The 22,662-nt window shown below is 43.3% G+C and carries 22 protein-coding genes and 1 pseudogene; 13 read left to right on the plus strand and 10 right to left on the minus strand.

The genetic code is table 11. The features are described 5' to 3' along the window. Positions 1-81: 81 nt before the first annotated feature. The 6 genes from FTV08_RS05990 to FTV08_RS06015 all read left to right on the plus strand — a co-directional run bounded on the left by FTV08_RS05990 (position 82) and on the right by FTV08_RS06015 (position 4,922). Positions 82-1,134, plus strand: coding sequence for a porin (locus tag FTV08_RS05990; RefSeq protein ID WP_005097084.1), 1,053 nt, complete (start codon positions 82-84; stop codon positions 1,132-1,134). A gap of 435 nt (positions 1,135-1,569) precedes the next feature. After that, the gene (gene cydP / locus FTV08_RS05995) at positions 1,570-1,761 is read left to right on the plus strand and encodes a cytochrome oxidase putative small subunit CydP (RefSeq protein WP_004278707.1); all 192 of its coding nucleotides are present in this window, start codon (positions 1,570-1,572) and stop codon (positions 1,759-1,761) included. Next, positions 1,761-3,347 (plus strand): cytochrome ubiquinol oxidase subunit I, encoded by a 1,587-nt coding sequence (locus FTV08_RS06000; protein WP_005097088.1) that lies wholly within the window; start codon positions 1,761-1,763, stop codon positions 3,345-3,347. Before cydP ends, FTV08_RS06000 begins: the two co-directional genes overlap by 1 nt. Continuing rightward, positions 3,344-4,489, plus strand: coding sequence for a cytochrome d ubiquinol oxidase subunit II (gene cydB, locus FTV08_RS06005; RefSeq protein WP_180086882.1), 1,146 nt, complete (start codon positions 3,344-3,346; stop codon positions 4,487-4,489). The genes FTV08_RS06000 and cydB overlap by 4 nt, the downstream gene beginning before the upstream one ends. Positions 4,490-4,514: 25 nt before the next feature. Further along, entirely contained in the window at positions 4,515-4,616 is a 102-nt protein-coding gene (cydX, locus tag FTV08_RS06010) for a cytochrome bd-I oxidase subunit CydX (RefSeq protein ID WP_004278713.1), read from the plus strand. Positions 4,617-4,619: 3 nt separating this feature from the next. After that, positions 4,620-4,922: a cyd operon YbgE family protein gene (locus tag FTV08_RS06015; protein ID WP_004278714.1), complete on the plus strand. Its 303-nt coding sequence runs from the start codon at positions 4,620-4,622 to the stop codon at positions 4,920-4,922. A 152-nt stretch (positions 4,923-5,074) separates the two neighbouring features. Here FTV08_RS06015 and rodA read toward each other — a convergent pair whose 3' ends face one another. The 6 genes from rodA to FTV08_RS06045 form a co-directional block, all read right to left on the minus strand. Further along, entirely contained in the window at positions 5,075-6,214 is a 1,140-nt protein-coding gene (gene rodA, locus FTV08_RS06020; RefSeq protein WP_004645269.1) for a rod shape-determining protein RodA, read from the minus strand. Between the two features lie 112 nt (positions 6,215-6,326). Then, positions 6,327-7,040, minus strand: a complete 714-nt coding sequence (gene ispD, locus FTV08_RS06025) for a 2-C-methyl-D-erythritol 4-phosphate cytidylyltransferase (RefSeq protein ID WP_180086883.1) — start codon at positions 7,038-7,040, stop codon at positions 6,327-6,329. Continuing rightward, positions 7,009-7,401: a septum formation initiator family protein gene (locus FTV08_RS06030; protein ID WP_004645271.1), complete on the minus strand. Its 393-nt coding sequence runs from the start codon at positions 7,399-7,401 to the stop codon at positions 7,009-7,011. The genes ispD and FTV08_RS06030 overlap by 32 nt, the downstream gene beginning before the upstream one ends. A 7-nt stretch (positions 7,402-7,408) precedes the next feature. Beyond that, entirely contained in the window at positions 7,409-8,698 is a 1,290-nt protein-coding gene (gene eno, locus FTV08_RS06035) for a phosphopyruvate hydratase (RefSeq protein WP_004278719.1), read from the minus strand. Between the two features lie 59 nt (positions 8,699-8,757). After that, positions 8,758-9,615, minus strand: coding sequence for a 3-deoxy-8-phosphooctulonate synthase (kdsA, locus tag FTV08_RS06040; RefSeq protein ID WP_004278721.1), 858 nt, complete (start codon positions 9,613-9,615; stop codon positions 8,758-8,760). Between the two features lie 32 nt (positions 9,616-9,647). After that, positions 9,648-11,288: a CTP synthase gene (locus tag FTV08_RS06045; protein WP_005100051.1), complete on the minus strand. Its 1,641-nt coding sequence runs from the start codon at positions 11,286-11,288 to the stop codon at positions 9,648-9,650. A 225-nt stretch (positions 11,289-11,513) separates the two neighbouring features. Here FTV08_RS06045 and FTV08_RS06050 point away from each other — a divergent pair, with 225 nt between their 5' ends. Beyond that, positions 11,514-11,936, plus strand: a complete 423-nt coding sequence (locus FTV08_RS06050; RefSeq protein WP_370940779.1) for a hypothetical protein — start codon at positions 11,514-11,516, stop codon at positions 11,934-11,936. 56 nt (positions 11,937-11,992) lie between these two features. Here the strand turns inward: FTV08_RS06050 and FTV08_RS06055 are convergent, their stop codons facing one another. The 3 genes from FTV08_RS06055 to FTV08_RS06065 all read right to left on the minus strand — a co-directional run bounded on the left by FTV08_RS06055 (position 11,993) and on the right by FTV08_RS06065 (position 15,762). Next, entirely contained in the window at positions 11,993-13,105 is a 1,113-nt protein-coding gene (locus tag FTV08_RS06055; protein ID WP_005100043.1) for a YheT family hydrolase, read from the minus strand. 70 nt (positions 13,106-13,175) lie between these two features. Next, the gene (locus FTV08_RS06060) at positions 13,176-13,586 is read right to left on the minus strand and encodes a nuclear transport factor 2 family protein (RefSeq protein WP_005100041.1); all 411 of its coding nucleotides are present in this window, start codon (positions 13,584-13,586) and stop codon (positions 13,176-13,178) included. Between the two features lie 151 nt (positions 13,587-13,737). Next, positions 13,738-15,762, minus strand: a complete 2,025-nt coding sequence (locus tag FTV08_RS06065; RefSeq protein ID WP_005252076.1) for an NADPH-dependent 2,4-dienoyl-CoA reductase — start codon at positions 15,760-15,762, stop codon at positions 13,738-13,740. 166 nt (positions 15,763-15,928) lie between these two features. On the opposite strand from FTV08_RS06065, the gene FTV08_RS06070 reads away from it, so the two are divergent. The 4 genes and pseudogenes from FTV08_RS06070 (at position 15,929) to FTV08_RS06085 (ending at position 19,136) form a co-directional block, all read left to right on the plus strand. Further along, entirely contained in the window at positions 15,929-16,471 is a 543-nt protein-coding gene (locus tag FTV08_RS06070; protein ID WP_004278730.1) for a PadR family transcriptional regulator, read from the plus strand. A gap of 20 nt (positions 16,472-16,491) precedes the next feature. After that, positions 16,492-17,426, plus strand: a pseudogene (locus tag FTV08_RS06075) (alpha/beta fold hydrolase). Positions 17,427-17,445: 19 nt separating this feature from the next. Beyond that, positions 17,446-18,150 (plus strand): Sir2 family NAD-dependent protein deacetylase, encoded by a 705-nt coding sequence (locus FTV08_RS06080; protein WP_005252083.1) that lies wholly within the window; start codon positions 17,446-17,448, stop codon positions 18,148-18,150. Positions 18,151-18,236: 86 nt separating this feature from the next. Further along, a complete protein-coding gene (locus tag FTV08_RS06085) occupies positions 18,237-19,136 on the plus strand; it encodes a LysR substrate-binding domain-containing protein (protein WP_005252085.1) in 900 nt (299 codons plus the stop codon). Positions 19,137-19,382: 246 nt separating this feature from the next. Here FTV08_RS06085 and map read toward each other — a convergent pair whose 3' ends face one another. Then, the gene (gene map, locus FTV08_RS06090; RefSeq protein WP_004645281.1) at positions 19,383-20,177 is read right to left on the minus strand and encodes a type I methionyl aminopeptidase; all 795 of its coding nucleotides are present in this window, start codon (positions 20,175-20,177) and stop codon (positions 19,383-19,385) included. Positions 20,178-20,527: 350 nt separating this feature from the next. Between map and brnQ the strand changes: the two genes are divergently transcribed. Beyond that, positions 20,528-21,814 carry a branched-chain amino acid transport system II carrier protein gene (gene brnQ / locus FTV08_RS06095; protein ID WP_005252094.1) on the plus strand — a complete coding sequence of 429 codons (1,287 nt, stop codon included), beginning with the start codon at positions 20,528-20,530 and terminating at the stop codon, positions 21,812-21,814. Between the two features lie 588 nt (positions 21,815-22,402). After that, a complete protein-coding gene (locus tag FTV08_RS06100) occupies positions 22,403-22,621 on the plus strand; it encodes a hypothetical protein (protein WP_004645284.1) in 219 nt (72 codons plus the stop codon). Positions 22,622-22,662 lie beyond the last annotated feature (41 nt).

The following is a 22,662-nucleotide window of genomic DNA, read 5'->3' on the forward strand; positions in this document are numbered from 1 at the left end:
AATAGAGCAGTAGATGTTTCAAAACAATACTGAAACTTGTTTTTAAGACGATGAATAAAAAAGTCTTTATTGGAGCAACACATGAAAAAAACGTTATCTGCATTAGCAATCGGGGCAACAATTTTAACACCAGTGATGGCAGCCGCGGCTGATGTTAAAGTGTATGGTCGTGCACACGTTTCTTTAGATTATCTGGATGATGGCCAGGATTATAACGAAGTAGGTCTTTCTTCAAATTCTTCACGCTTGGGTTTTAAAGCTGAACAAAAATTAGAAAATGGTATGACCGTATTTGGTCAAATCGAACAGGAAATTAACTTTGCAAGTGGTTCTGCAAACGATGATGTTGAATTTGCAACTCGCGATACTTTTGTTGGTTTAAAAGGTGATTTCGGTCAAGCACGTATCGGCCGTTTTGACAGCCCATTCAAAGTAGCACGTGGCCCGGTCAACTTCTTTGGCGATATGGTCGGTGACGTTCGTAACGTCACGCGTGTAGGCAACCTGCGTTTTGATGAACGTAATGCCAATACCATTGAATATAAATCACCTAAGTTTGGTGGCGGTTTCAACGTATTAGGTGCGATGTCACTACATGAAACAAATAGCCCGGATGCCACTAAAGATGGTGCTAAAGACAAAGATAAAGCTTACGACCTCGCTTTAACCTATAAAGAAGGTAAAGTTGATTTCGCTGCTGCCTATGAACATTATGAAGAAGAAGCTGCCCGTGGCGAACGTGATGGTTTCCGTATTGCAGGTGCTTACAAAATCACACCTGAGTTCAACCTGGGTGGTTTATACCAATTCCTTCAACATGATAATTCTGAAGCAAACCCAGATGCACAAGTATTTGGTGTAGCGGGTGAATATAAATTTGCACCAAAAACCTCATTCCGTGGTGAAGTATTCCACCGCGATGTCGATGCGGATGATGCGAATGCAACTTTACTGGCAATCGGACTTGAACACCGTTTAGATCCAACAGTCCGCATTTATGGCAACATAGCAACTGTATTAAATGATGAAAACTCAAACCTTACCCCTTGGGCACAAGGTCGTACCAATGCTGTAGGTGGCGCACGCGGTGAAGACAGCCTAGGTCTTTCTCTAGGCATGCGTTACGACTTCTAAGTCCAGTCTCCCTCACAAAGCTTAAAAAGAACATGCCTCCAGCATGTTCTTTTTTTGGTGTGTTTTTTATCAATATAAATATGATGTGAAAGTTATGATACTGATATTCAACTCTTATAAAACCAACCAATTTAGTTAGATTAATTTTATTCTTTATTTTAAAACCAAGCATTTTAATCAGATTAAAAAATATTAATCCAACTAAAATAATCTACATTCAAATATATAAATATAAGCATTTTAGTCGGATTTAAAAATCAAAAAAATTACATAAAATAATAAAAAATATTTAGAATAAATTTTAACTTATATAAATATATATTTATTATTTTCAAATATTTATAAATATATATTTATTTAAACTGTATCGTCTATTTATTTTTTAGTTACAATAGATTAATAATATACAACAAGTCATATAACAGGCTTAGTCGAATGAGCTTAGTTCCCAAAAATCTAAACCAGAGAGTGGTTAGAGAAATAACCGCTATTTTAATTATCAAGGTTATTCTACTGATGGTAATTAAAAATATCTGGTTTGATGCGCCTACGATTCCTAAAAATTTTGATAACCAAGTCGCCGAGCGTATCGCCGGCAATCCTTCCCAAATCCAGGAGACACGTTGATGATTTCTGAAAGCGTGGTCGATCTCTCGCGGTTCCAGTTCGCCATGACCGCGATGTATCACTTTATTTTTGTTCCACTGACTTTAGGCTTGGCTTTTTTGCTTGCCATTATGGAAACCACCTATGTGATTTCCGGCAAAGAAATCTATAAAGACATGACCAAGTTCTGGGGAAAACTGTTTGGTATTAACTTTGCCTTAGGGGTAACCACCGGCCTGACCATGGAGTTCCAGTTCGGAACCAACTGGGCGTATTACTCGCATTATGTCGGTGATATTTTCGGTGCACCGCTGGCGATTGAAGGTTTGATGGCCTTCTTCCTTGAATCGACATTTATTGGCTTGTTCTTCTTTGGTTGGGATCGTCTGTCCAAAGTACAACATCTGGCCGTAACCTGGCTGGTGGCTTTGGGTTCAAACATGTCCGCACTCTGGATTCTGGTCGCCAATGGCTGGATGCAAAACCCGGTCGGTTCGGCATTTAACTATGAAACCATGCGTATGGAAATGGTGGACTTTGCTGCATTGATCTTTAACCCGGTCGCTCAGGTTAAATTTGTGCATACAGTATCTGCCGGTTATGTCACAGGTGCCATCTTCGTCCTGGCTATTTCAAGTTACTACATGCTGAAAAAACGTGACTTGCCTTTTGCACGCCGTTCTTTTGCCATTGCAGCCATCTTCGGGCTTGCTTCTACACTTTCAGTGATTTTACTGGGTGATGAATCAGGGTATGAGCTGGGCGATGTACAGAAAACCAAACTGGCAGCGATTGAAGCAGAATGGGATACTCACCCTGCACCTGCGCCATTTACTTTGTTCGGTATCCCGAATAAGGAAACCATGACTACAGATTATGCAGTGAAAATTCCTTATGTAATGGGTCTGATTGCTACACGTTCTACGACTGAACAAGTTACAGGTATTAAGGACCTGCTGGTTCAGCATGAAGCGCGTATCCGTAATGGTATGGTGGCCTATTCGCAACTGGAAAAATTACGTGCTGGTGATCAGTCTCCAGAACTGAAAACCGCTTTTGAAGAAAGCCAAAAAGACCTCGGTTACGGTCTGCTGCTGAAGAAATACACGCCAAATGTCGTTGATGCCTCTGAAGAGCAAATCAAAGCAGCCGCTAAAGATACCATTCCACACGTACCAAGCCTGTTCTGGGCCTTCCGTGCCATGGTGGCTTCCGGCTTCCTGATGCTGCTTCTATTTGCACTGGCAACTTTTGCGGTAGCAAAACGTAATGCAGAAAATAAACCATGGTTATTGAAATTTGCATTATTTGCACTGCCTTTACCTTGGGTTGCTGCGCAAACTGGCTGGTATGTAGCAGAAGTAGGTCGTCAACCATGGACTATTGGTGAGGTATTACCGACGCATCTTTCAGCATCAAGCTTAAGCACAGGTGATGTCTGGGGTTCAATCCTCGCATTGGCAGCATTCTATACCGTGTTACTGATTATCGAGATGTATCTGATGATCAAGTTCTCACGTCTTGGCCCAAGCTCACTGCATACCGGTAAATACCATTTTGAAAAGCTTGCAGCTGCAGAGAAGGCAAATGAGGAGACTCACGCATGATCGAATATGAATTATTAAAAATCATTTGGTGGGTGCTGGTCGGCGTATTGCTGATTGGCTTTGCCCTCACCGATGGCTTCGATATGGGCTCCATGGCGATCATGCCATTTGTGGGCAAAAATGATAGCGAGCGCCGTGCAGCGATCAATACCATTGCCCCGCATTGGGACGGTAACCAAGTCTGGTTTATTACTGCCGGCGGTGCTTTGTTCGCTGCCTGGCCAATGGTCTATGCAACCGCCTTCTCTGGCATGTACTGGGCACTGTTGCTGGTACTGTTTGCCCTGTTCCTGCGTCCGGTCGGTTTTGACTATCGCTCAAAACTGGAAAATACCAAATGGCGCAATTCATGGGACTGGGGTCTAGCGATTGGTGGTGCAGTTCCTGCATTGGTCTTCGGTGTGGCATTCGGCAACATGTTCTTGGGTGTACCATTTACTTTAGATGAAACTGTACGTTCTACTTATACTGGTAGCTTCTTTGCCCTGCTGAATCCGTTTGCGATTGTCTGTGGTCTGGTCAGTTTATCGATGCTGTGTGCACATGGTGGTGCATGGTTAATGCTGCGTACTGATGGTGACCTACGCCAACGTTCTGCCAAAGCAACACAAATCATGGGACTAGTGTATTTAGCAACTTTCCTGGCAGCCGGTGCATGGTTGTATTTTGGTGGCATTCAGGGCTATACCTTAGTTACACCTTTTGATACCAATGGTGTTGCCAATCCGCTTGCAAAAGAAGTATTGACCAATGCTAATCCAGGCTGGATGAACAACTATTCGACTTATCCAATCACGATGGCAGCGCCTATTGCCGGCATTTTTGGTGGCTTGATCATTGTCTTGGCAGCAGGTAAAAACAAAGCAGGCCTGAGCTTCCTGGGTTCATCTCTGGCTGTCATCGGTGCAATTCTAACTGCTGGTTTTGCCCTATTCCCTTTCCTGATGCCTTCAAGCATTAACCCGGTTGCAAGTCTGACCATGTGGGATGCGGTATCTAGTAAAAATACTTTAACGGTCATGACCGTTGCTGCCTGTATCTTTGTTCCACTGATCCTGATCTATACCACTTGGTGTTATTACAAGATGTGGGGCGTGATTACCAACAAACACATTGAAGATAATTCACATAGCCTGTACTAAGGCTATGTCTTAAGGAGAGACAACTATGTGGTATTTTGCCTGGATTCTGGGTGTACTGATGGCATGTTTTGCCAGTGTGATTGCTGCCATTTACATGGAACAACACCAAGACCTGGATGAGGAATAAAACATGACAGAAGCTGCGCTTGAGAAAACCGTTGTAGACAAGAAACCAAACAAATTTGCGATGATGATTTCCTGCCTCCTGGCTTTTCCTCTCGCAGCAGTTTTATTGGTTCATCCTTCTGCAATGCTGGATGCCAACGGTGAATATAGCCATAGTGCCATGATGTATATCATGATTGGTATTTCTGGAGGCTTTGTCCATGGTGTTGGCTTTATGCCGCGCCACTGGTTCTGGAAATGGTTGTTTAGCCCTTTCCTAGCATGGCCTTTAATGATCTGGGGTTATTACACCTGGTTTCTCAGTTAAAGTATGAAATTAAAAAGCCCTCATTTGAGGGCTTTTTAATTTCATACGAATTCTAAAATATTCTTCTTTTTTCTTCTGGCCAAAACAGGATTTTTAAAACAACTTATTTTAAGTATATAAAAAGCCGGAACCAGTCCGACTTTTAGAATGACTTATCGATGAGTATGAATCGACATCACAATGCCCATCCCGGCCAGCATGGAAATCACTGCCGTTCCACCATAACTCATGAGCGGTAATGGATCTCCAGTTACAGGTAAAATCCCGCTCACCATGCCTGAGTTTAAAAATACAAAGAAGAAGAAAGTCAGTCCCATGGCTCCAGCATATAAACGGCCAAAGTTATGAAAGCTGTTTAAACCAATCATCAGACAGCGAATAATAATGGCAGTGAATAAACTAAACAGCAGGAAAACGCCGATAAAACCGAATTCTTCGGCATAAGTCGACATAATAAAGTCAGTATGATGTTCAGGCAGATAACCTAAATGTGATTGGGTACCTTCGGTATAGCCTTTGCCCGTGGAACCACCTGAACCAATCGCAATTTTGGACTGGATGATATTCCAGCCTGCACCCAAGGCATCCGATTCCGGATCAAATAACGTGGTAATACGTTTTTTTTGATACTCTTGTAGCACGAACATCCATGCAGCCGGAGCTGCCACAGCTACCGCCGCTGCTGCACCACCAATCAGACGCCACGACATCCCACTTAAAAATAGAACAAAAATACCAGGAATTACCAAGCCAATGTTCAAGTCAGGCTGAAGTGCCACCAAAACAAATGGTACGCCCAATAGAATCAAAGCCCCGACAATATGCAAAAATTTGGGAGGAAATGGCTTACGTGCAAAATACCATGCCATCATCAAAGGCATGGCAAATTTCATCACCTCACTCGGTTGCATGCTTCCCACCCCTGGCAAGGTAATCCAGCGGGTTGCACCCAAACGTTTTTCACCAATTACAAAGACCAGAAGCAGCATGAAGATCCCGAAGGCATACAGGTATGGACTAATCGCCTGATAGACTTTCGGTGGAATCTGCGCACAGATAAACAGCAGCACAAAACCAATTCCAAAACTGATCGCCTGACGCACCACCATGCCAGAGTCTTCGGATGTCGCGCTATACACCACCATTAAACCCAGGATTGCATTGAGAACTAGAAAGCACAATAACCAGGGATCAAGGTGCAACTTGGTCCATCGAGATGAATCTTGCGGGTTAATACTACGTCCATCACGCAAAGAGTGACGTAAAAACCGATACTGCTGTGAAGGTATCATTGGCCAAAAGGTGAAAAAGAATGATGGCAAAATTATAAGTGAAAGCTATAGCGAATAGATCGCTATAGCCAGATTTATTCTGCTTTTATTTAAATATTATTTGAATATATTTTTAAGCCTGAGCCTGTAAAATCAGCTTGGCCAGTTCCAGATCGTCCGGATAGGTAATTTTAATATTATCGGAACGCCCTTGTACTACACTCACCTGTTCGCCGATATGTTCCAGCGCACTGGCTTCATCAGTAATCGTAGCACCATCTTGCAAAGCCCGCTCAATCGCCCGTTTCAACACACCTAGCTTGGCCATTTGTGGTGTTTGTGCCTGCCAGAGCATCGAGCGATCCACTGTTTCCTCGATATCAAAATTGGTTACTACACGCTTAAGTGTATCTCGCACCGGGATGGCCAGAATCGCAGCCTGATCATTTGTAATCGCCGTATTGACCAGTTGTTGCAGACAATCCAGACTGACACAGGGACGCGCCGCATCATGTACCAGCACCCAATCATTTTCAGAAGCGATTTGAGATAAATAGTTCAGTGCATTTAACACGGAATTCACCCGCTCGGCACCACCCAAACAAAAATGGGCTTTCTCCAGACTGGAAAATGGCAATGTTTTTGCCACGTTGTCCTGTGCACCAATCGCCAGGACATAACCCATCAAAGGCAGTTGATTCAGACGAGCCACCGTATGTTCAAGAACAGTTCGCTCTTGAATCATCTGATATTGTTTCAGTTCTGTTTTGGAGAAACGGCTACCGGAACCTGCAGCTGGAAGAATGACCCAAAGTTTAGGGTGTGGTTGGTGCTTCAGCTGACTCATTGGTTCGCAGGTCTACTTTAGAATTAGGATTAAGATAGATCGGTTTATATTGAGTACTGATCGTGCTCATTTGAATAAAAGTTTCGCGTGGCTTAATCAGACCAAGATCTAAACGCGCATGTTCTTCGATGGCTTCAATACCATTCTTCAAATCATAAACTTCTGCCGCCAGAACGCGATTACGCTCTTTCAGCTCATCATTCAATTCCATTTGTTGCTGGATTTTCTGGGTCAGTTGCTGATGATCATGATAACCACCTTCACCAAACCAGTATAAATATTGAAACCCTGCGATCAAAATGATCGCAAGGCCCAACAGTACTTTACTCGCAGTCGAGTCGAATACATTTAACATTGACATAAGTCGCTTAGTTCAAACCTTTGAACTCAGCTTTACCGCGATATGCAGCATTAGTCAATTCTTCAATACGAAGTAATTGATTATATTTCGCTACACGGTCAGAACGGCAAAGTGAACCAGTCTTGATTTGACCCGCTGCTGTACCTACTGCAAGATCAGCAATCGTTGAATCTTCAGTTTCGCCTGAACGGTGTGAAATTACAGTAGAGTAACCATTCTCTTTCGCAAGGTAGATGGCATCTAAAGTTTCAGTCAAGGTACCGATCTGGTTGTATTTGATCAGAATCGAGTTACCCACTTTTTCGTTGATACCACGTTGCAGAATTTTCGGGTTCGTTACGAACAAGTCGTCACCAACCAACTGGATCTTGTCGCCAAGAATAGAAGTCAGGTAAGACCAGCCTTCCCAGTCAGATTCGTCCAGACCATCTTCGATCGAGATAATTGGGTACTGGTTTACAAGACCTGCCAAATAGTCAGAGAACTGGTTGCTTGTGAACGCTTTGTTGCCTTCGCCAGCAAGAATGTACTGACCATTTTTGTAGAATTCTGAAGATGCACAGTCAAGCGCAAGCATGATGTCAGAACCTGCTTTGTAGCCAGTTTGACCAATTGCTTCAAGAATAACTGTGATTGCTTCTTCGTTTGAACGTAAGTTCGGCGCAAAACCACCTTCATCACCTACCGCAGTGTTTAAACCTTTTTTGTTTAAAACTGATTTAAGTGAATGGAAGATTTCAGCACCTGCACGTAGCGCTTCAGAGAATGAAGTGAAGCCTACTGGCTCAATCATAAACTCTTGAATATCGACGTTGTTGTCTGCATGTGAACCACCATTGATGATGTTCATCATTGGTACAGGCATGGTTAGAATCGTTTGACCGCGAAGATCTGCGATGTATTGGAAAAGAGGAATTTTCTTTTCTTCAGCAGCAGCGCGAGCAGCAGCCAAAGACACGGCCAAAGTTGCGTTTGCACCTAATTTTTCTTTGTTTTCAGTACCGTCAAGCGCGATCATCGTGTTATCGATGTCTTTTTGTTCGAATACTGATTTACCGACCAAAGCGTCACGGATTAACGTATTGACGTTATTTACCGCAGTTTTAACGCCTTTACCTAAGTAACGCGCTTTATCGCCATCACGAAGTTCTAAAGCTTCACGAGAACCAGTTGAAGCACCAGATGGTGCACATGCACGGCCAACTACGCCAGATGCTAAGATTACGTCTGCTTCGATGGTAGGGTTACCACGAGAGTCCAAAATTTCACGTGCACGAATGTCAACGATTTGGCTCATGAACTATTCCTCAGTTGATTAATATGAGCTGCCTATACGGCAGCGCAAGAGTGATAAACTCAGTGTGTATCTAACTTTTCGAAACCTTTAACCAAGGTATCCAATTCTTTTAGCTGTGCCAGGAACGGCTCAAGCTGAGACATGCGCAGCGCACATGGACCATCACACTTGGCTTTTTCCGGATCTGGATGGGCTTCTAGGAACAAGCCTGCAAGACCTGTTGCCATACCCGCACGCGCAAGCGTTGTAATTTGCGCACGACGACCACCGGCAGAATCTGCACGGCCGCCTGGGGTTTGTAAGGCATGGGTCACATCAAAGAAAACCGGGACATTCATTTCTTTCATGATGTCGAAGCCCAGCATGTCTACAACCAGATTGTTATAGCCAAATGCCGAACCGCGTTCACAAATGATCAGCTTGTCATTTCCGGCTTCCAGACACTTATGCAAAATATGACGCATTTCGTGCGGAGCCAGGAACTGGGCTTTTTTGATGTTGATGATCGCATCCGTTTTTGCCATGGCTTCCACAAGATCCGTCTGACGGCTTAAGAAAGCTGGCAATTGAATAATGTCTGCCACTTCTGCAACAGGAGCCGCTTGATACGGCTCATGCACATCGGTGATGATCGGCACATTAAAGTGTTTTTTAATGTCAGCTAACCACTCGAGACCTTTTTCCAGGCCTGGGCCACGGAAAGAGTTCAGGCTTGAACGGTTGGCTTTATCAAAGCTGGCTTTGAACACATAAGGAATGCCCAAACGTGTACAGATATCGACATAAGTCTCTGCGATTTCAAAAGCCAGGTCTTTAGATTCAAGTACATTCATTCCGCCGAATAATACAAATGGCAAATGATTTGCCATTTGTATATCGCCCAAACGTACAATTTCTTGTGGTTTTAATTGCGACATTTAAACTTCCCTAGTTGTGTCCTACGCACCGATTATTTGGTTTTTTGGTACTGCTTTTTCGCAGCATCAATGAAACCGGCAAACAATGGGTGACCATCGCGTGGCGAGCTGGTAAATTCCGGGTGGAATTGTACTGCAATAAACCAAGGATGTGCAGGAATTTCAACAGTTTCTACCAAATGCTGTACCGGAGAATAACCAGAAATCTTCATGCCTTTTTCTTCCAGCACTGGGATATAACGGTTGTTCATCTCGTAACGGTGACGATGGCGCTCGATGATTTCTTCAGAACCATAAACTTCTGCAGTTTTAGTCCCTGCAACCAGTTCAGATTTTTGCGCGCCAAGACGCATCGTACCACCCAGATCAGAATCAGCAGAACGTTGCTGAACTTCACCACGCTCATCTAACCATTCAGTAATTAAACCAATCAATGGAGATTTCGTTGAACGGTTAAATTCAGTCGAAGTCGCATCTGCAATACCAGCAACATTACGTGCGTATTCGATCACAGCCAACTGCATACCCAAGCAAATACCGAGGAACGGCACACCGTTCTCACGTGCGAACTGAATCGCCTTCATTTTGCCTTCAGTACCGCGCTCACCAAAACCGCCAGGAACCAGAATCGCATCAGCATCTTTCAATACTTCTGCTACATCTTGGCTTTCAAGCTCTTCAGCGTTTACGTAGTCAATCTGAACTTTCACACGGTTTTGAATACCCGCATGTAGAAGTGCTTCGTTGACAGATTTGTAAGCATCTGGAAGTTCAACGTATTTACCAACCATTGCAACACGTACGGTGTATTCAGGATTCAGCAGTGCTTCTACAACGTTATCCCAATCTGTTAAGTCAGCTTCAGGAAGATCGTTATAACCAAAACGTTCACAAATTAAATCGTCAACATTTTGTTCGTAGAATGTACGTGGAATCTGGTAGATCGAACGTGCGTCTTTACATACCACAACGGCACGTGCTTCAACGTTGGTAAATAATGCAATCTTACGCGTCGTATCTGCATCTACATCGTATTCTGTACGGCAGATGAGAATGTCTGGCTGAATACCAATCGACAGGAGTTCTTTAACAGAGTGCTGTGTTGGTTTGGTTTTTAATTCTGCTGCAGACTTAATGTATGGGAGTAACGTTAAGTGCATTAACATGGTACGTTTATGACCAAGTTCAACCATTAACTGACGTACAGATTCCATGAATGGGAGAGATTCAATGTCACCTACAGTACCGCCGATCTCTACGATCGCAACGTCATAACCTTCGCCTGCACGAAGTACACGCTCTTTGATATTGTCAGTAATGTGTGGAATAACTTGCACAGTACCACCCAGGTAGTCACCACGGCGTTCTTTGTTCAGAACATCCTGGTAAACACGGCCTGATGTGAAATTATTCAGTTTGGTCATTTTCGCACGACGCAAGAAACGTTCGTAGTAACCCAAGTCTAAGTCTGTTTCAGCACCATCTTCTGTAACAAAAACTTCACCATGCTGGAATGGGCTCATTGTCCCTGGATCGACATTAATGTATGGATCCATTTTTACCATGGTCACTTTTAAACCACGAGCTTCTAAAAGTGCAGCAACAGAAGCAGCTGAAATACCTTTACCTAGTGATGAAACTACACCACCAGTAACGAAAATAAAATGGGTCATTGGGTTTCTCGTACAATCGAGCCTAAATCGGCCTGCAATGTTGCGCAATTTTACTTTACCTTGTACCTAGAAAGCAAAGTCAATCCGCATCAATTCAAAGAACAATAAACAATTGACTATTCTAACAGCAATTCCTATAAAAAATTACAGTAAGTTCATATGATTTCTATCTTGCATTTTGCTGCTATAATAGTGTATCCACTCCACACTTTTATGTTTGATGCAATGATGATGAAGAAACTTTTAATCTCCACCCTAATCCTGACTGGCCTGACATTAACTGCGTGTGTAAAAAAAGAAGCACCAAAAGAAGAAGAGCAAGTAGAAGTTACTCCAGCATCTGAAATCTCGACTCCAGAACCAACGCAATTTGAACCGCTTGAACCTGTAGAGCCAGCGGCAATTGAAGAGGAAGTAGCGCCAACGGTTGAAATTCAACGTGAGCAAACTGAAAACACCACGACTGAAATCCGTCGTGAAATCAAAAAACCAGAAACTACTGAGCCGGCACCAGTGCCTGAAACCCGCGAAGAACCTGCGTCAAAGCCTGCTGCGACCACACCTAAAACCAATTCAAATCCAGAAAACAAGTCTGAGGATGATGCGGTTGCTGACGCAATTGCCGCAGCGATGCCAGCACTTGACTAATTACAGTATCATTCATCAAAAAACCCAGCAGATGCTGGGTTTTTTATTGGAACTTTTTAAGCGGATACTGTTGCCGGTGCACGAGATAAGTGAATCAAATAGTCTGCCATTAGTCGGGTAGCCCAAGATTCGGTTTGCATCAAGCCCTGATAAAAGCCGCAATGACTGCCTTTTTTGGTGGTAATCACCATAATATTAGACATCGCCCGAATTTTTTCTTTATAAGGTTCTAAATTTCGGATGTGACAAACCGGATCATCCTCCGCATTTAAAATCATCAGTGGGATTTTGACACTTTCAAACACATAAATCGGATTGGTTGCCTGAGTATAACTGGCATAATCCGCAAATCCGGCCAGTTCAAAATAGAGTTTTTCAAATTCGGACAGATCTTTAACTTCTAATAACTGTTTCCAGCTTGGGCAGACCTGCCAGGTTTCTTGATAAGGATGAATAAAGCGCTTAATCAGTTTTTTGGCCATGACTTTACTGTAAAACGGATGCACATTGGCAAAACCGGTTTCAGTGTTATAGCCAGGGCATAAGGCAAAAGCCGCTTTGAGTGGGGTTTGTTCACCTTCTTCGCCCAGATAACGCACTAACAATCCCGTACCCGCAGAAGATCCAACCCCATAGAGATCGGACTGAGGAAATCTGTCCTGTATATACAAGAGCTGCTCACGCAAATCCTGAGTTGAACCAAACAGGTTCATTTTAGGCACAGGCATGGGTAAGTCTGCATGACCACGGCGTAAACACAATGCCACACGCCAACCGGTATGTTTATGCAGATCACGAACCAGTTCACGCATCGATTCAGGAGAACCGGTTATCGTATGCAATAAAACAATGGTAGGGGTATTTGCAGGAAGATCCAGTCCATACCAGGCAATACCGGTAATTCCGCCATCTGACATTTTCAGCTGTTCAAGCGCGTCATATTTCAGCTTAATGGTACGTTTTTTAATTAAATCGAAATATAGAATATGTGCGTGTGCATTGGCTAACCACGGCGTAGGGCGATATTTTTGTTGCAGCTGCGGTAAGCGTTCAATGAGTCCCGAAAATACACCATTCGGATTGTAATACAGGGTCGGCTCGTCTGCTCCGCTGAAACGATCCAGATATTCACTGGAAAGCTGACCCAATTTTTTAAGCAACATTTTCATCTGTCATCCCCCTCTAGTTGTACTAGCTGTGATTTACAAATTTCATGCCGACTTGAATCAATAGTTCGAATTAAGTTTTAGCTTGGAATGATTGCATCCGCTGGCCCATCTGTACAGCCAAGGCCTCAAGTCCGGACTTAGGTCGAATCATGACTTCAAAATCAATCATCTGACCCTCTTCATTAAACTGAATCATGTCAACTCCCTTTAGTTTTTTATCGCCCACATTGGCAGAAAACTCAAGTACGACATTGTTACCATCTTCACTTATAAATTCACGGTGATAAGTGAAGTTTTCAAAGACTTGAATGACATTGGTCAAAATAAAAAATACCAACTGTTTTCCAGGATAAGGCTGAAAAGCCACAGGCGAACGAAATACCACTTCTTCAGCAAGCAGCTCATTCAAGATCGACATATCACGGCTTTCTAGCATCTCATGCCAGCGTGCAATGGATTTTTTGGTATTTTCGATGGTCATTTTGAATTCCTTTTTTGTTTTAGTATTAAAATACTCATCCCTTTTTAAAGGTGAGAAGTACTGCTTCGTAAGGGGGATTCTTTCTTACAAATCCTCTCCCTAACCCTCTCCTTTAATAAAGGAGAGGGAAAAAAAGCAAGTTTTAATATTTTCAGATCACCGCTGCCAATTCAGCACCCTGACGGATTGCACGCTTGGCATCCAATTCACCCGCTTCTTTCGCTCCACCAATCAGATGCACATTTTTCCCGGCTGCTTTTAGCTCATCAAACATGGCGGTATAAGATTCCTGACCGGCACAAATGATCACGTGATCGACTTCTAGTACCGCAGGTTTGTCATTTACGATTATATGTAAGCCCTGATCATCAATTTTTTCATAATTGGCGCCCGCAATCATTTTTACATCACGGTGTTTTAAACCAGTACGATGAATCCAGCCTGTGGTTTTACCCAAACTTGCGCCGACTGAAGCGGCTTTACGTTGCAATAAATAAATTTCACGTTGCGGTTTTTCTACATTTGCAGCTTTTAAGCCACCGACATTTTCATAGTCAGTATCAATACCCCATTCATCATAGAATTTTTCCGGATTGATACTGCCACTTTCTCCTTCATGACTCAGGAATTCGGCTGTATCAAAGCCAATACCACCTGCACCAATAATGGCAACTCGCTGACCCACTGGCTTACGTTCTTTCAAAACGTCCAGATAAGACAATACTTTTGCATGATCAATGCCTGGAATCTCAAGCTGACGCGGTGTCACGCCTGTTGCCACCACAATGTCATCAAAGTTTGACTGAGCCAGCTCTTCCAGACTCGCCTTATGATTCAGTTGCAATTTGATACGTGGCTGTAATTCAATCTGGCGTTTGAAATAACGCAAGGTTTCATAAAACTCTTCCTTGCCTGGAATAGTCTTGGCAATATTAAACTGTCCACCAATCTGAGCAGCGGCTTCAAATACCGTCACCTGATGACCACGATTTGCAGCATACACAGCAAAGCTTAAACCTGCAGGACCCGCACCAATCACGGCAATATTTTTTGCTACATTGGTTTCTTTAAAAATGAGCTCTGTTTCATAGCAGGCACGTGGATTGACCAGACAGGTGGCAATTTTCATTGAGAAAATATGATCCAGACAGGCCTGATTACAACCGATACAGGTATTGATCTCATCGCTACGACCCTGCTCCGCTTTCAGGACAAACTCAGAGTCTGCCAGCATCGGACGGGCCATAGAAATCATATCAGCATCACCAGACGCCAATACATACTCAGCCATTTCCGGAGTATTAATACGGTTTGAAGTGATTAAAGGGATCTTCACCTGACCTTTCAGCTTACGGGTGACCCAAGTGAAGGCTGCACGAGGCACTTTGGTGGCAATGGTCGGAATACGCGCTTCATGCCAGCCAATGCCGGTATTGATAATGGTCGCACCGGCTTTTTCAATTTCTTTGGCTAACTGGATGACTTCTTCCAGAGTTGAACCGCCTTCGACCAGATCCAGCATAGACAAGCGATAAATAATGATAAAGTTCTCACCGACCATTTCACGGGTACGGCGTACGATTTCAATCGGGAAACGGATACGGTTTGCATAGCTTCCGCCCCACTCATCATCACGATGGTTGGTACGTGCTGCAATAAACTCGTTAATCAGATAGCCTTCCGAGCCCATGATTTCTACACCGTCATAACCGGCATATTGAGCCAGCTTGGCACAATTGGCAAAATCATCAATGGTTTGCTGCACTTCAGCCGAAGTTAAAGCATGCGGTTTGACTGGATTGATCGGTGCCTGAATTGGGGATGGCGCGACATTTTCAGCCTGATAAGAATAACGCCCGGTATGCAGAATCTGCATGGCAATTTTCCCGCCCGCCTCATGTACGGCCTGAGTAATCACTTTATGCTTTTCAGCTTCTTCAAGAGTGTCAAGTTTGGAACCACCATGAAACGTTACGCCATGATCATTTGGAGAAATCCCGCCGGTGACGATTAAAGCGACTCCACCTTTGGCACGCTCTGCATAGAAAGCTGCCATCCGATCATATCCGCCGGGTGCTTCTTCCAGACCAACGTGCATGGAACCCATTAACACGCGGTTTTTAAGCGTGGTAAAACCCAAGTTCAAGGGGGCAAGTAAATTCGGATATTTAGACATTTCAACTCCTGAGCGTGCGTTTAGGCTGGCTATTGTTTTAGCAACTGGCAGTTTGATCCCTCAACCCATCCAGTTTAATGCAATTTGTTGCACTAATTTATATGCCAGAATTGATTTTTATGCAACATGTTGCATAATAATCCCGAGTCACTTTTTTGAGACGTTTATGTCTTTAGCGCATGTTTTATTGACCAGCCTGATTGAAAAACCCAGCACCGGAATCGAACTGGCCCGCCGCTTTGACCGTTCCATGGGCTTCTTCTGGAATGCAACTCATCAGCAGATTTATCGCGAGCTGAATGCCATGCTACAAAAAGGCTGGATTTCCACGCTAGAAGAGGAAGATTCCAATAGCCGCAAAAAGACTTATCAAGTGGAACGTCTGGGCCGGGAAGAACTGGCCAACTGGATGCTGCAACAAAGCCCACCGGCACAACTGCGCGAAGAACTGATGGTGCGTTTACGTGCCGAAGCCCAGCTTGGTGGCAATAACACCTTGGCAGAGCTGGAACGCCATCTAGAACTGCATAAAGAAAAACTGAAAACCTATCAGCAGATTTTTGCCAAGGACTTTGCCGAAGCGGACGAAACTGACCGTACCCTGTATATTCATAAAATGATTTTGCAACTGGGGATTGATCAGGAACTGGGCTGGATTTCCTGGCTGGAACAAGTCATTCCGCGACTCAAACAATTTGACGCAAAATAATTCTAAATACGGAGACACACATGCCCTTTTATCGCATGCCCGATGGTGAACAGCTATTTGTACGCGAATATGGTCAGGGACAGCCGGTACTGGTACTCTCAGGACTCGGCATGCTGAGCTGGCAATGGAAAGCTTTTCTCTATGCGCATCAGAAAAATTTCCGTTTCATTATTCCGGAATGGCGCGGCTTTGGGGCTTCCAGTCGCTGTAAAATTCCGCAAGATCTTGATGCAATTTCCAGTCACTGGCTGGATATTCAATCGGTAATTCAACAGCTCAATTTAGATAAATTCATTGTGATTGCTTACTCTATGGGCGCGACGACAACCATGCATGGCCTGCACTATGGGGACTTTGCCAAACACATAACAGCTTATTTGCACATTGATCAGACTCCCAAAATACCAGTCGATGATGCTTGGGCTTTTGGTCTTTTTGGCCCACGTCATCAGGAATTTATCGACACATTCTGCAGCAGCTCTCTGCCCTACTTGCACAATATCAGCAAGTTGAATTGATTCGCGATCTTGACGTTTCTGTCCGTAAACAAATTGCCGCCCTATGGCTAAAGTTTATTCAGCTACAAAATGAACAAAAATATAGCCTGAAAGCTTTCGAATTCATTTTGAATCAACTACAACTGCAAAGTCTGTTATTGCCTTCCAGTCGGGTGGATTATATGACGTGGTATATCAACAATTATTTATACCATCGTGAGGATTACCGAGAGGCATTGGCCCAGCTCAGCTGTCCGGTGACTTTCTTTAGCGGCGTACAATCCAAGCTATATCCTTTTGAAGGTCAGCGCCTGATTGCAGAAAGCCTGCCTCAGGCCAAACAGATACTTTTCAGCAAATCCGGCCATACACCTTTACTGACTGAACCGCTAAAATTTGCCCGAGAACTTGGCATCTTTTTAAATGAAAATTCACAATCTAGCACTTCAGCTGCCTAAAGATTCAGGAGATAGAACAATGAAAAAGTTAGTGGCTTTTTCCGGTGCAGGCATGAGCGCCGAAAGTGGCATTCATACTTTTCGCGACAATGATGGACTTTGGGAACAATACCGGATTGAAGAGGTCGCGACACCTGAAGCTTGGGCCAAAAATCCAGAACTGGTGCAACGCTTTTATAATGCCCGCCGTAAAAACATTCTGGAAGCACAGCCGAATGCCGCACATCAATTAATTGCCGATCTTGAAAATGAGTTTGATGTGCATGTAATCACCCAGAATATTGATGACTTGCATGAACGTGCCGGCAGCTCCAAGGTGATCCATTTACATGGCAATATTCGCCTGGCCAAAAGCTCAGGCCCCGATGCACAAAGCACAACCGAGTTTTATCCAATTGAAGGCTCTGAATTAGATTTAAATCAACACTTTTGTAAGGCAGGCTATCCGCTGCGTCCTCATGTGGTCTGGTTTGGCGAAGCCGTACCCGCGTATGAAGAAGCTCAAGACTGTGTACAGGATGCCGATATTTTCGTGGTGATTGGCACCAGCCTTCAAGTTTATCCAGTTGCCGGGTTAATTCATGAGATTCCTGCGAAATGTCCGGCCTATTACATCGACCCGAAAGCCGAGCAGCAGCATTTGCCTGGGCAGTTTTACAAAATCCCCCAAAACGCGACCGATGGCATGCAAACACTGCTAGGTTTACTGAAATCCGGGAATTAAATTTTTTTATATGCTGCATTCTCTGATTGACAGTATGCAACAATCAATTTTTAATCAGCTTATCGTTGCAAGGATGGAATTAAACCATGCTGTCTGATCTGGATGACTTTTACTGTTTCGCTCAGGTGGTGGAACATGGCGGCTTTAGTGCAGCCGAACGTGCGACCGATATTCCCAAATCCAAACTCAGCCGTCGGGTGTTTAATCTGGAAGAGCGTCTGGGTGTACGTCTGATTCAGCGCAGTTCTCGTCATTTTGCCGTCACCGATATTGGCATGAATATTTATCGGCATGCCCAAGTTATGCTGAATGCTGCACAGGCAGCGCATGATCTGGTTGACCATCTGAGTACCGAACCACGCGGAACTATTAAAGTTAGTCTGCCAGTGTCTATTGCCCAGAACGAACTGGCAAAAATTCTGCCGGATTTTTTGAAAAAATATCCTGAAATTAAAGTCCAGATGATGATCACCAATCGCCGGGTCGATATTATCAATGAAGGCTTTGATCTGGCCTTACGTGTCCGTTCCAGCCTGGATGATGACCCGAATCTGGTGATCCGCCAGTTTGAAAAAATTGAGCAGCATCTATTTGCCAGTCAAGGTTATTTAAATGAATTTGGTGAACTGAAAAACCCTGAGCAACTGGCTGAACATAAAATTCTGAGTATGGCTGAAGATCATACCGAACAGTTTCTGACCTTACAAAATGAACAGCAGGAACAGAAAAAAATCCGTGTCAGTCCCACAGTTATGGGTTCTGACTTAAATATGCTGGCCCAACTGGCCGCATCAGGCTCAGGCATCACTTTGTTGCCTGATAACGTGGTCGAGCAGTACGTGGCAAGTGGCGAACTGGTTCGGGTGCTTCCTGACTGGAAAGCACCGCATGGTATTTTCCATGTGGTTTATCCTTCACGTCGCGGCTTATTGCCCGCAGTCCGGGTCTTTATTGATTATTTGGTCGCTGAATTAAATCAGCACTAAGTGATATGCTTTTGAGGAAAACTGGACAAAAAAATAGCTCATTCTTGGGGAAAAATGAGCTAGAGAAACTTTCACTACAGCATAGTGAGCGAAAAAAGGAACTATGTATCTGACTCTTAGTTTAATCAGATATACAATCCTAAACCACTGTTTAATGTAGTGTTTTGTATGTTTTCGTCAACAATCACGAGTGAGTTGTAATTTATGTAAGTGGATTATCTAAATAAAGATCATGCAATCAATATTTTAAATCTCCGGATACTCACCTGTGCCTTCAGGCCAAGGCGACAACACTTCAAACCCGGTTTCAGTCACATAGACCATATGTTCCCATTGCGCAGACCAGGATTTATCCGTGGTGACCACAGTCCAGCCATCTTTCAGCTCTTTGACGCGGGCTTTTCCCATATTCACCATCGGCTCAATGGTAAACACCATGCCCGGAACCAGTTTAATGCCCTGACCCGGCTGGCCGTAATGCAGAATGTTTGGCTGCTCATGATAGACTTTGCCGATGCCATGACCACAATATTCGCGCACAATAGAATAACCTTCACGCTGTGCAACCGTTTGAATGGCATAACCAATATCACCTAGAGTCGCGCCCGGCTTCACCGCATGAATCCCGGCCACCATGGCTTCATAGGTGGTATTGACCAGTCGCTTGGCTTCTGGAGAAGGAGTTCCAACATAGTACATCCGGCTTGTATCACCAAAATAACCGTCTTTAATAATGGCAACATCAATATTGATAATATCGCCATCCTGCAGAACGACTTTCGATGATGGAATGCCGTGACAAACCACTTCATTCGGTGAAATACAGGTGGTTTTGGTATAGCCATAATAGCCAATATTAGCTGGCGTCACTTTTAATGTATTTACAATAAAATCATGACAGAGATCATCCAGATATTCAGTCGTGACACCTGGCTTGACATGCTCCCCGATCATCGCTAAAACCTCTGCAGCCAAACGCCCAGATATCCGCAGTTTTTCAACATCTTGCTCAGTTTTAAGACTAATCGCTGGAGCTCGCATATACCTATCCTCACTATGAATCCCTGAATTATAATACCTTTTTTGCGAAATATGTCGCAGTTGTTGAGTTTCAGCACAGCAATTTTCCTTGAAATAGGAATTTTCATTGCTGTTTATTTGTACAAACAATAACTGACACATTTTGATATCAAGTGCAGATATTTTTTGAGCTTATAAGGAAAAATATATTTTTCAGCGAATTATCAAACATATATTTCTACCAAGATTTGAATGACCGGTTATGTGATCCGCAAACTCACTAGAATCAAGGCTTCCAGCCTTAAAATAAACTCCAAAAAATTGGACATATACACTAAAATCGCTTTCTTTTGTTCTATTGATCTCCCTTTATGACAAGTCTGCGTACCCGGGATATTGTCGCCCTAGGTTTTATGACCTTTGCACTATTTATTGGTGCGGGCAACATTATCTTCCCACCGATTGTGGCTCAACAAGCCGGTGAACACGTATGGCTCGCTGCTTTAGGTTTCCTTATTACAGCAGTCGGCTTACCCGTGATTACCATTATTGCGTTGTCTCGCGTTGAAGGCTCCATTCAGGCACTAAGCTCGCCTCTTGGCAAAGTAGCCAGTATTTTGCTGACTGTGATATGTTACTTAGCTGTTGGCCCTTTATTTGCGACACCACGTACCGCAACCGTTTCTTATGAAATCGGTTTTTCATCTTACTTTGGCAATGAATCTGGCAGTCTGCTCATTTACAGCATCATCTATTTTGCTGTGGTGACCATCGTGTCCTTATATCCAAACAAGATCCTGGATACCGTCGGCTATTTCCTGTCGCCACTTAAAATTATTTCTTTGATAATTTTGGGTGTAGCAGCCGTGATGATTCCTGCCAGCAATCCGCCTGCAGCGATCGATAATTACGTTACCAGTCCAGTGACTGAAGGTATCGTGAATGGTTATTTAACCATGGATACTTTGGGCGCTTTAGTTTTCGGTATTGTGATTGTTAAAGCCATTACTTCACGTGGTGTAACCGATAAAAAACTGATTACCAAATATGCGGTCAATGCCGGCATTATTTCTGGTATTGGTTTAACTCTGGTGTATTTAAGTCTGTTTAAACTTGGACTGGGTAGCCATGAGATCGCACCAAATGCAGCCAATGGTGCCATTATCCTGCATGCTTATGTACAACATGCTTTTGGCGATATGGGTGCCTACTTCCTGTCTGGCATGATTTTTATTGCCTGTATGGTCACTGCAATTGGTCTGACCTGTGCCTGCGCCGAGTATTTCTCCAGTTTGACCAAAATCCCGTACAAGATTTTTGTCTTTATTCTGGTCGGCTTCTCACTGGTGATTTCAAACCTGGGTTTAACCAAACTGATTGCTGTTTCGGTTCCAGTCTTGAGCGCTATTTATCCGCCTGCCATTAGCGTCATTATGCTGAGCTTCTGTGCGAGCTTCTTCAAGAAACCATCTCATGTGATTGCGCCAGTGACCCTGGTGGCCTTGATCTTTGGTATTTTTGACGGATTAAAAGTCGCTGGTTTTGAATTGCCTGCATTACTGCAAAACTTACCTCTATCAGAACAGAATCTGGCCTGGTTTATTCCATCCATGATTGTATTGCTGATTACAGCTGTGATTGACCGTATTAGAAACTAAAATTTCTAGGATGTCTGAAAAATCGTATTTTTACCCAAAATCCGGTTTGAGCGTGATCAATAATTGTCAGGTTTTACCCAAACGGGCATTTATTGTTTCTTCATCATGGCATCAAATCACCGCTGTAAATCTGGATACTAAGATTTCCTATAAAATATGATGTATAGAATTGCACTTTAATTATTTTATTTTTTTATATAAATATAAACAGAAATTTTAATTTCCTGATTTTAGATACTTATTGTTGCCAACTTAAACCAAGTCCCCCTCCGAGTCATACGCAAGCTTACAAAGTATTGATTAACACTACATATCTTTGGCGTAGAATTTGCATTTTCTATTTGGTCGCATTAATCAAATGATGACTACATCTTATTTCCAAAATTAACTGGAGGTGAAATCTGAAAATATAATTCTTGCCTAATCAAGTGATTATGTAGTTATACGACTAAAGATGACCATTTTGACTGTAAAAGCCTGCCACAGCAGTTGCAAAGGTCCAAATTAAACAGTACAACTATATATTCAATTCTGACTGATTAAATCTGCTTTAATCTTCAATAACATAAATAAATGGGAGGGATGGAGATGTTATCATTACATTTCAACAAGCAAGTCTTCATTGACGCTCTTAAAGCCAACAACACCAATCTGGTGACATTTATATGCACCACTTTTGCACTCATGCTGACTTTAACCGTCCATTGCTTAATTCAAGGTAATTTAAAACTTGAATACTTCGGCTATGCACTGATTGTCTCAGCTGCGTTTTTCCTATGGGCTGCCATAGACCAGAAATACCGATAAACAAATTTTTAATTAGCCCAGATGGATGATTTGGCCAGTCA

It is taken from the genome of Acinetobacter sp. YH12226 (assembly GCF_013417805.1).
Taxonomy (GTDB): Bacteria; Pseudomonadota; Gammaproteobacteria; order Pseudomonadales; family Moraxellaceae; genus Acinetobacter.